General features: G+C 72.3%; 7 protein-coding genes and 2 pseudogenes. 6 read left to right on the top strand and 3 right to left on the bottom strand.

Annotated elements, in window-relative coordinates:
* The first annotated feature begins 47 nt into the window (after nucleotides 1–47).
* The 3 genes from ACSNOH_RS03425 to ACSNOH_RS03415 all read left to right on the top strand — a co-directional run bounded on the left by ACSNOH_RS03425 (nucleotide 48) and on the right by ACSNOH_RS03415 (nucleotide 3,852).
* Nucleotides 48–473: a gamma-glutamylcyclotransferase family protein gene (locus tag ACSNOH_RS03425; RefSeq protein WP_436719655.1), complete on the top strand. Its 426-nt coding sequence runs from the start codon at nucleotides 48–50 to the stop codon at nucleotides 471–473.
* A 459-nt stretch (nucleotides 474–932) separates the two neighbouring features.
* A complete protein-coding gene (locus ACSNOH_RS03420; protein ID WP_436719661.1) occupies nucleotides 933–2,702 on the top strand; it encodes a M4 family metallopeptidase in 1,770 nt (589 codons plus the stop codon).
* A gap of 193 nt (nucleotides 2,703–2,895) precedes the next feature.
* Nucleotides 2,896–3,852: an alpha/beta fold hydrolase gene (locus ACSNOH_RS03415; protein ID WP_436719654.1), complete on the top strand. Its 957-nt coding sequence runs from the start codon at nucleotides 2,896–2,898 to the stop codon at nucleotides 3,850–3,852.
* An 8-nt stretch (nucleotides 3,853–3,860) separates the two neighbouring features.
* Here ACSNOH_RS03415 and ACSNOH_RS03410 read toward each other — a convergent pair.
* Nucleotides 3,861–4,112, bottom strand: a pseudogene (locus ACSNOH_RS03410) (WhiB family transcriptional regulator); the annotation flags it as partial.
* Nucleotides 4,113–4,211: 99 nt separating this feature from the next.
* Nucleotides 4,212–5,663: a M6 family metalloprotease domain-containing protein gene (locus ACSNOH_RS03405; RefSeq protein ID WP_436719660.1), complete on the bottom strand. Its 1,452-nt coding sequence runs from the start codon at nucleotides 5,661–5,663 to the stop codon at nucleotides 4,212–4,214.
* 151 nt (nucleotides 5,664–5,814) lie between these two features.
* Between ACSNOH_RS03405 and ACSNOH_RS03400 the strand changes: the two genes are divergently transcribed.
* Nucleotides 5,815–6,513, top strand: a complete 699-nt coding sequence (locus tag ACSNOH_RS03400) for a TetR/AcrR family transcriptional regulator (RefSeq protein ID WP_436719653.1) — start codon at nucleotides 5,815–5,817, stop codon at nucleotides 6,511–6,513.
* Nucleotides 6,514–6,654: 141 nt separating this feature from the next.
* On the opposite strand, the pseudogene ACSNOH_RS03395 reads toward ACSNOH_RS03400, so the two are convergent.
* Nucleotides 6,655–6,768 (bottom strand): annotated as a pseudogene (locus ACSNOH_RS03395) (AraC family transcriptional regulator); the annotation flags it as partial.
* A gap of 104 nt (nucleotides 6,769–6,872) precedes the next feature.
* Here ACSNOH_RS03395 and ACSNOH_RS03390 point away from each other — a divergent pair.
* Nucleotides 6,873–7,250 (top strand): hypothetical protein, encoded by a 378-nt coding sequence (locus tag ACSNOH_RS03390; protein ID WP_436719652.1) that lies wholly within the window; start codon nucleotides 6,873–6,875, stop codon nucleotides 7,248–7,250.
* A 63-nt stretch (nucleotides 7,251–7,313) separates the two neighbouring features.
* Nucleotides 7,314–8,249, top strand: a complete 936-nt coding sequence (locus tag ACSNOH_RS03385; RefSeq protein ID WP_436719651.1) for a cyclase family protein — start codon at nucleotides 7,314–7,316, stop codon at nucleotides 8,247–8,249.
* Nucleotides 8,250–8,279: the final 30 nt, after the last annotated feature.

The following is an 8,279-nucleotide window of genomic DNA, read 5'->3' as shown; positions in this document are numbered from 1 at the left end:
CGGCGGGGACGGCGGGGGCAAGGCATGGACGGCGGAGGGAGCCGGGGATGGCGGCGGAGCAGGAGCGGCTTCCGGTGTTCGTCTACGGGACGCTGCGTCCCGGGCAGGCCAATCACGGCCGCTTCCTGCGGGGCCGCACGGTCGCCGAGGAGCCGGCGCTGCTGCGGGGCGCGGTGCTGTACGAGGGCCCCGGATACCCGTACGCGGTGGCGGAGCCGGGCGGCGAGGTCCGGGGCGAGCTGGTGCGTCCGGCGCCGGATGTGTACGCGGCGGTGCTCGCGTCCCTGGACGAGCTGGAGGGCTGCGCCCGGGACGGCAGCGGCGAGCTGTACGTACGGGTGGTGCGGGCGGTGCTGCCGGACGGCGGGGAGGGCCCGGTCCGCGCCTGGGTGTACCTGGCGGCGGAGCCGACGGCGCGGCGGCTGCGGTCGGCGGGGACGCGCGTACGGGGCGGCAGCTGGCCCGGGATGTAGGGCCGCCGCATCAGGCTGCTCCCACGTGCCTCTGCGGGGCGTCCGGCGGCGCGGGGCGCCCTGTTCCGGCGGCTCCGCCGGGGCCGCGGCCCGACCGGTGCGCGTCTCACATGCCGGGACCCCGTCCTGCGCCGGCAACCCCTCACGGGCGAGCACGACTTGATGGCCAGTTGGACCGCACGTCACCTACCGGCCACCCTGCGTCGACGCATTGTTAACAGTTGATCAACTGTCCGGACATCACGCCTATCTGATCTTTTCATGCCCATGCCAGGGCAGGCAGAGTCCTCCGCGGGACCACAGGTTCCCGCGGTGCGCGAGTGACGGCACCGCGTGCATGCAGGCGGCCGGGCGCGTCCCGAACCGCCCTCGACGCAAAGGGCGCTGAACTTGCGTACAACCCCCACAACGCACCACCGAATACTCGCCGCCGCCGTGGCCGTCGTCGCCGCGGCCACCATGGCGGGCACCGCGTCCGCCGCTCCGTCCGTCAGCGACGCCACCCGGGACCGGGCCCGCGAGTCGGCCGCCGACTCTTCGTTCAACGCAGCCGCTCTGGCCGCCAACGCCGAGACCGTGAAGGCGGCCACCGCCGCGGCCCTCGCCCACGCGGACGCCACGGGCGTCGGCAAGAACGAGACGCTCCGGGTCAAGGACACCCTCGTCGACCCCGAGGGCAAGCGCCACGTCCGCTTCCTCCGGGCCTACCAGGGCGTTCCCGTGGTCGGCGGCGACCTCGTCGTCCACCTCGACGCCAAGAAGAACTACCTGGGCGTCACCCGGGCCATCAAGCACCGCGTCGCCGTGCCCTCGGTCGCCCCGAAGCTCACCGCGCCGCAGGCCGCGGCAAAGGCCGCGAAGTCCGTGGCCGGGAAGGCCGCGAAGACCGAGCTGGTGGTCGACGCGCGGAGCGCCGAGCCGGTCCTCGCCTACCGCGTGACCGTGACCGGCAGCGGCAAGGCCGAGGGCGGTGTCGGCCACAGCGTCGTCGTGGACGCCGGCAACGGCAAGGTCATCAGCAGCACGCCGCTCAGCGACGGCTTCATATCCCCCCGCCTGAAGGCCACGCTCCGCGACCAGGGCCGGACGGCGAAGCCGCGCACGAACGCGAAGTCCACGCCGCCGGCCAAGGTGCAGCCCGGCGCCGGGTTCCCGGTCCAGGCGAGCGGCACCGGCGCCTCCTTCTTCGCCGGCAACGTCCCGCTGACGACGACGCAGACCGCCAAGGACACCTTCGTCCTCAAGGACCCGAGCCGCGGCGGCGGCGAGACCCGCGACGCCGGGGGCAAGGAGCTCGACGCCTTCGCCTCCGGCAAGGCCTTCACCGACTCCGACAACCGCTGGGGCAACGGCACCGTCACGGACGCCGCCACCGCCGCCGTCGACGCGCAGTACGGCATCACCAGCACGTACGACTACTACAAGGCCGCGTTCGGCCGGAACGGCATCAAGAACGACGGCACCGGCCCGCGCGCCCTGGTGCACTTCGGCGACAAGGTCGGCAACGCCTTCTGGTCGCCCGAGTGCGGGTGCATGCTCTACGGCGACGGCGATGGAGAAACGTTCAAGCAGCCGCTGGTGGCCCTGGACGTCACCGGTCACGAGCTCAGCCACGGCGTGATCGAGGCCACCGCCGACTTCCAGCCGACGCGCGTGGACGCGAGCCAGAACCAGTTCGGCGAGGCGGGCTCGCTCAACGAGTCGCTCGCGGACATCTTCGGCGCGGGCGTGGAGTTCCGTACGAACAACGCCGGCAACCCGCCGAACTACCTGCTCGGCGAGAAGCTCGGCCTGGAGCAGAAGTTCCTGCGCCGCATGGACAAGCCGTCGCTGGACGTCCTGGAGGGCACGGTCGACTACTGGGACGCGCAGTCCTACGACCGCGAGGTGCACGCCGGCTCCGGTGTCTCCTCGCACGCCTTCTACCTGCTGGCCGAGGGCAGCGGCAAGAAGACCATCGGCGGCGTGGAGTACGACTCGCCCACGTACGACGGCAAGGCGGTCACCGGCATCGGCCGGGAGAAGGCGCAGCAGATCTTCTACCGCGCGCTCACCCGCTACATGGTCTCGACCACCGACTTCCACGAGGCCCGCACCGCCACGCTGCAGGCCGCCGCGGACATGTACGGCGAGGGGAGCGCCGAGCACAAGGCGGTCGATGCCGCCTGGGCCGGCGTGAACGTCACCGCCGCCAACACGCCCAAGGAGGGCCCGGCCGTCAAGCGCTGACGGCGCCGGGGCTTGCGTTCTGCTGCCCGGCCGGCCGGTTCCCCCGCGCGGCGCGCACCCGGGGAGCCGGCCGGCCGACGTGTGATCCACAACCCATGGCCCGGCGAAGTGGATGTTGTTATGGTCGACGCCACCAGAGAGTTGGGCCTTCAAACCCACCCAACGCGCACTGGCCGACGACAAGGGGGAGCAAGTGCCGGCACACGCGGAGAACGCGGAGAACGCAGAGAACGCGGTCAACACAGCGGCGGTCACGGACGCCGAGGAGCTGAAGGTTCTGAACGCGGAGCTCGCGGCGTCCCTCGACGGCGGTTTCACCAGCGAGTACGCCGACGTCAACGGCATCCGGCTGCACTACGTGACCGGCGGCGAGGGCGATCCGCTGGTGCTGCTGCCCGGCTGGCCCGAGACGTGGTGGGAGTACCGCAAGGTCATGCCCGCGCTCGCGGCCCGCTTCCGCGTGATCACCGTCGACATCCGCGGCATGGGCGGCTCCAGCAAGCCGCAGTCCGGCTTCGAGAAGAAGTCGATGGCGCGGGACATCCTGGAGCTCGTCCGCCACCTCGGACACGAGAAGGTGAACATCGCCGGGCACGGCATCGGTGCGATGGTCGCCTTCGCCTACGCCGCGAACCACCCGGAGGCCACCGAGAAGGTGGCGATCCTCAACACCACGCACGCGGACCGCAGCTACTACAAGTTCCCCATGCTGCCGAACCCCGGCGACAAGGGCCCGCACCGCTGGTGGCTCGCCTTCAACCAGGTGGCCGGCTTCCCGGAGCAGGTCCTCACCGGCCGCTACCGCCACATCATCGACTACATGTTCGGCCTGAGCCTGGTGAACCCGGAGTCCATCACCGACCGGGACCGGGACGTCTACGCCAAGGCGTACTCCTCGGCCGAGGCGATCCGGGCGAGCAAGGGCTGGTTCCAGTCCTACCAGCAGGACATCGCGGACTTCGAGTCGTACGACAAGATCTCCGTGCCGATGCTCGGCCTCGCCTACGGGACGTTCTTCGAGTACATGCGGGAGGTCTTCCCCCAGCAGGGCACCGACGTCCGCATGGCGGAGATCGAGGGCACCCGCAACTACCTGGTCGAGGAGCAGCCGGAGGCCGTCACGCGCGCCCTCCTGGAGTTCTTCGGCTGAACCCGCCCCGCGGGCGACGTCCTGCGCCGGGCCCTCCCGGCCCGGCGCAGCGACCGCCGCTCGGACTCGCTCGTCCCGCCCCACACGCCGCTTTCCTGCCCGGACTCCAGTGCCCAGCGCAGGCAGGCCTCCCGCACCGGGCAGCGGCGGCAGACCGACTTGGCGTCCTCGGTCTGGGTGAGCGCGGGACCCCGGCTCCCGACGGGGAAGAAGAGTTCGGGGTCCTCGTGGAGGCACGCGGCGTACTGTCGCCAGTCCATGGGGCGATCCATGTGGTCATTCCCTTCGATCGCATCAGCGGCCCCCCTCTCTCCACTCCGCGTTGCCCGGGATCCGCCGGCTAAGCCTCACTCCAAGCCTCACTCCATGTGAATGTCGACACCCATCTCCTTGTCCCCGGGGTTCCCCTGCACCTCGATGGTGACTCCGGAGAACGCGCCGCCGGGCAGGTTGAGCGGGGGCCTCGTCGTCTCGCCGAGGGTGGCGTTGCCCAGGGAGGGGTAGAGGTCGTCGGCGTCGCCCCGGTTGCCGCGACCGAAGATCGCGCCGAGGTCGCGCTTGCCGTCGGCCTGCATCAGCTCGATCGCCAGCCGGTCCTCGCGGTTGACGTCCCTGATGGCCTCGTCGACGACGTAGACGGCCACGCCCTCGTCGGGGAGGGCGGCGTCCTGCCCGCGGCGGCGCCGGTACTCGACGATGAGGTACTGCAGGTCCGTCATGGTGTCGGGGTTCTGGACGAAGAGCAGGTCGCCGCTCTCCGCCGCCGGCCGCAGCACGACGTCCTTGGTGGTGCCGGTGATGCTCTGCGGCGCGACCCAGCTGTGGAACATGCGGAGCATGCCGTTGGGGAGCGTCGGCGTGAGGCCGTGGTTGCCCCAGTTGCCCGAAGCCATCAGGCAGTAGTTTCCGAGGCCGTTGGACTTGGTCGCCTCCAGCTGGCCCGTGTCGTAGTAGTCGGCGTAGCGGGCGGCGAGGTGGCCCCACTCGTGGGCGCAGACGCCCATGGCGCAGTCCTCCGGCACGGTGAGGAAGGTCTCCACCTTCAGGTTGGGAGCGACCTTCATGCCGCCGGGGATGCCCCACTTGAGGCTCCAGAGCTCGTTGACGCCCTCCGGGCCGTCGATCTCCTCCGCTCCGCGGCTCGCGTGGACGATGAAGAGCGCGGTGACCGTCTTCTCGTCGAGCACGTCGAAGGGCGTGAAGTCGACGCCCTCCTCCAGGGCGATGCGGACCGCGTCGCGCGCCATGCCCTGCGAGTTGCGGGGGAAGCCGTTCTCGTTCAGGCCGGAGTTGCCGTCCGCGTAGAAGGAGAGCGGCTGCGGCAGACGGAACCAGCCGCGGACCTCTCCCTGGATGTCGATGCCGTTCTCGCCGAACGTCTGGAACCCGCTCACGGTTCGGTAGTAGTCGCGCATGCTGCCGGTCGGCAGGGCGTTCGCGCTGAACAGCAACTGCTCGTAGTGGCCGGGGCGGTGGGACGCGTCGTGCGGGTGGTCGGGGAAGTCCACCAGCAGCACGAGGGTGCGGACGACTCCCTTCAGTTTCTTGGCGGGGCGGGTGATGAGCTCGCGGCCGGCGAAGGCCGGGCCGACCCCGGAGGCGCCGTCGTCGAGGCCGACGCGCCTCTCGCCGCGGCGGGAGGAGCGCCAGACCGAGTAGTAGTCCTCGAAGGTGGTGCCTTGCGGGAGCCGGCCCAGTTCCACCAGGTCGAGGTAGCGGGTGTAGAGGCGGGCCAGCGCGTCGGGGGACAGCGGCACCGGGCAGGGCCGCGTCATCGCGCAGGGCCGCAAGGTCGTGCAGGCGTGTCGCATGGTGATCACTCACCGGAGTCGTTCGATCACACGATTCTGCGCATACTTACCGCGTAAATATGTGGTGTCCGTTTATGCTGTATATGTACAGGTTCAGCCCGGGGTCCGTCCCCTGTCAAGGCAGAACCCTCCGCAGAGGGAGGCCGTCGCCATGGCTGCCCGCACCCGTCTCACCAGGGACCGGGTCATCGACGCGGCGCTGCGCGTCGTGGACGCCGAGGGGCTCGACGCCCTGAGCATGCGCCGGGTCGCCGACGAGCTCGGCGTCGAGACGATGGCCCTCTACCGCTACACCCCCAGCAAGGACGAGCTGCTCGACGGCCTCGTCGAGCGGCTGTTCATCGAGCTGGAGCAGAGCCTGAGCGCCACGCCGTTCGGCCCGGCCGCCCTCGCCGCGGGGGACGCCGACACCGCTCCCCCGTGGCGCGAGGCGCTCGTCGCCGTCGCCCGGGCGATGTACCGCGTCGCGCTCGCCCACCCGCACGTCGTGCCGCTGATGACGCTCCGGCCGCTCACCGTCCCCCTGAGCCGGCGGCCGCCGGCGGTGCTCCGCGCCCACGAGCGCCTGCTGACCCGCCTGGAGCGGGCCGAGCTGGGCGAGCGCGCCACCCTGGAGCTGTACCGCGCGTGGATCTCCTGGGTGCTGGGGTACATCGTCACCGAGCTCCGGGAGTTCGTGGACAATCCGGAGGAGCCCGATCCCTCCTTCCGGCTCGGGCTGCACCGGCTGCCGGTCAGGGAGTTCCCCCGGCTGAGGGCCCTCGGGCCCGGGCTGGCCGCCCGCGGCGGCGAGGAACAGCTCGCCGCCGGCGTCACGGCACTCATCGACCGCTTCGCACCGCCGCGATGACCCCGGCGGCGTCCCGCGCGACGCCGTCCTCGCCCCGGCCTCCTCCCGCTCGGGCCGGGCGGGCGGCCCCTTCCCGCCCGCGCCGACGCGGGCCGGGATGTGGATGAACGGCGGCAGGCCGGTGAGCAGCGGATGGGCCCGCGCCCGGTCCAGCCCGTACGCGCCGCAGAGCATCAGGGTCTCGCCGGAGCGGACGGGGCCGCGGTGGCGGAGCGCCGGCCACGAGCCGTCCGGCTCCAGCTGCGCGTCCTCCAAGGGGTCGAGGGGGGTCGGCGAGGGCGTGACCGTACCGGTGGGCCAGGAAGACGACGTCGCCGGGGCCGAGCCGGACGGGCTCGGCGTCCTCCGTCGGCGAGGGCGTGACCGCCTTCCGGCCGGGCGACGCGGCGATGGCCGCGGCCGACTTCGACTTCGGCGTCGACGGGGTCTACGGCGAGCGGGTCGTGCTGCCCGAGGCGTCGCTGGTGCACCGGCCTCGGGGCGTGGACGCGGTCACGTCCGCGGCGGTGCGGCTGACGTACTCGACGGTGTACGGCGGCATGGTCGAAACCGGCGGACCGGCCCCCGGCGACCATGTGATCATCACGGCCGCCTCCAGCAGTGCGGGGACGGCCGCGATCCAGACGGCCCCGCGGACGGGCGCGATCCCGATCGCCACCACGCGCGGCGAGCGCGCACCGCCTGATGGAGTCCGGCACCCACACAGGCAAGATCGTGGTCACCGTATGACGGCGTGAAGAGGCCCGGGAGGTGCCGCCTGTCCGCGCGCGCTACCGGCCGGGCCGTCCAAGAATGGGGGAATGAGCAGCGCGACGAGCAACGGCCCGGCCGTCTCCCGGGAGGAGTTCGACGCGCTGTTCGAGAGGGTCCGCACGTGGGGCCGCTGGGAGCCCGCCGAGCGCGGCGCCTGGAACCGGGTGGGCGCGGACCACGTACGGCGGGCCGCCGCCCTGGTGCGGTCCGGGACGGCCGTCCCGCTGGGCCGGCCGTGGGACACCGTGTCCGGCCCGGACAACCGCAGGCCCGCCCTCCACTACATGTCGGACCTGGGTGACGTCGAGGCGCCCGAGCCCTCCGCGCACAAGGACTTCGTGGGCGCCGACTACCACGGCAAGGGCATCAGCCATCTGGACGCCCTGTCCCACATCGCCTACCGCGGGCGGCTCTACGGAGGCGGCGCCGCGCGGGAGCTCGTCGGCGCCGCGGGCGCCCGCTTCGGCAGCGTCGCGGCGCTCGGTCCCCTGGTGACCAGAGGGGTGCTCCTCGACGTGCCCGCCGCGCTCGGGCTCCCGTGGCTGGAGCCGGGACGGGCCGTGCACGCCGAGGACGTCACCGCCGCCGAGGAGGCGCTGGGCGCACAGATCGGCGAGGGCGACGCCGTACTCCTGCGGACCGGTCGCTTCCGGCGCCGCCGGGAGCTGGGCCCCTGGGACGCGGACGCGTTCTGCGCGGGCTTCCACGTGGACGCCGTGCCGCTGCTGGCCGAGCGAGGCATCGCCCTGCTGGGCGGCGACGGCGACAGCGACGTGCGGCCGTCGCCGGTGGAGGGCCTCCACTCGCCGGTCCACGCGCTCGCCGTCGCGGCGATGGGCGTACCGCTGCTGGACAACCTGGACGTCGAGGAGCTGGCGGCCGCCTGCGCCGCCACGGACCGTCACGACTTCCTGCTCATCGTGGCCCCCCTGAACATCCCGGGCGGTACGGGCTCGCCCGTCAGCCCGGTGGCCGTCCTGTGACCGCGGGTCCAGCCCCTTATTCCCCGTTAG

The sequence above is a fragment of the Streptomyces sp. URMC 127 genome (assembly GCF_051386535.1).
GTDB lineage: Bacteria > Actinomycetota > Actinomycetes > Streptomycetales > Streptomycetaceae > Streptomyces.
The sequence above is the reverse complement of the archived record's forward strand: the minus strand, read 5'-3'. Positions and strand labels throughout refer to the sequence as shown.

Excerpts from the sequence above, each read along its gene's own strand:
- ACSNOH_RS03425 (WP_436719655.1), top strand. The coding sequence starts at position 48 with ATGGCGGCGGAGCAGGAGCGGCTTCCGGTGTTCGTCTACGGGACGCTG.
- ACSNOH_RS03420 (WP_436719661.1), top strand. The coding sequence starts at position 933 with ATGGCGGGCACCGCGTCCGCCGCTCCGTCCGTCAGCGACGCCACCCGG.
- ACSNOH_RS03405 (WP_436719660.1), bottom strand. The coding sequence starts at position 5,663 with ATGCGACACGCCTGCACGACCTTGCGGCCCTGCGCGATGACGCGGCCC.
- ACSNOH_RS03400 (WP_436719653.1), top strand. The coding sequence starts at position 5,815 with ATGGCTGCCCGCACCCGTCTCACCAGGGACCGGGTCATCGACGCGGCG.
- ACSNOH_RS03385 (WP_436719651.1), top strand. The coding sequence starts at position 7,314 with ATGAGCAGCGCGACGAGCAACGGCCCGGCCGTCTCCCGGGAGGAGTTC.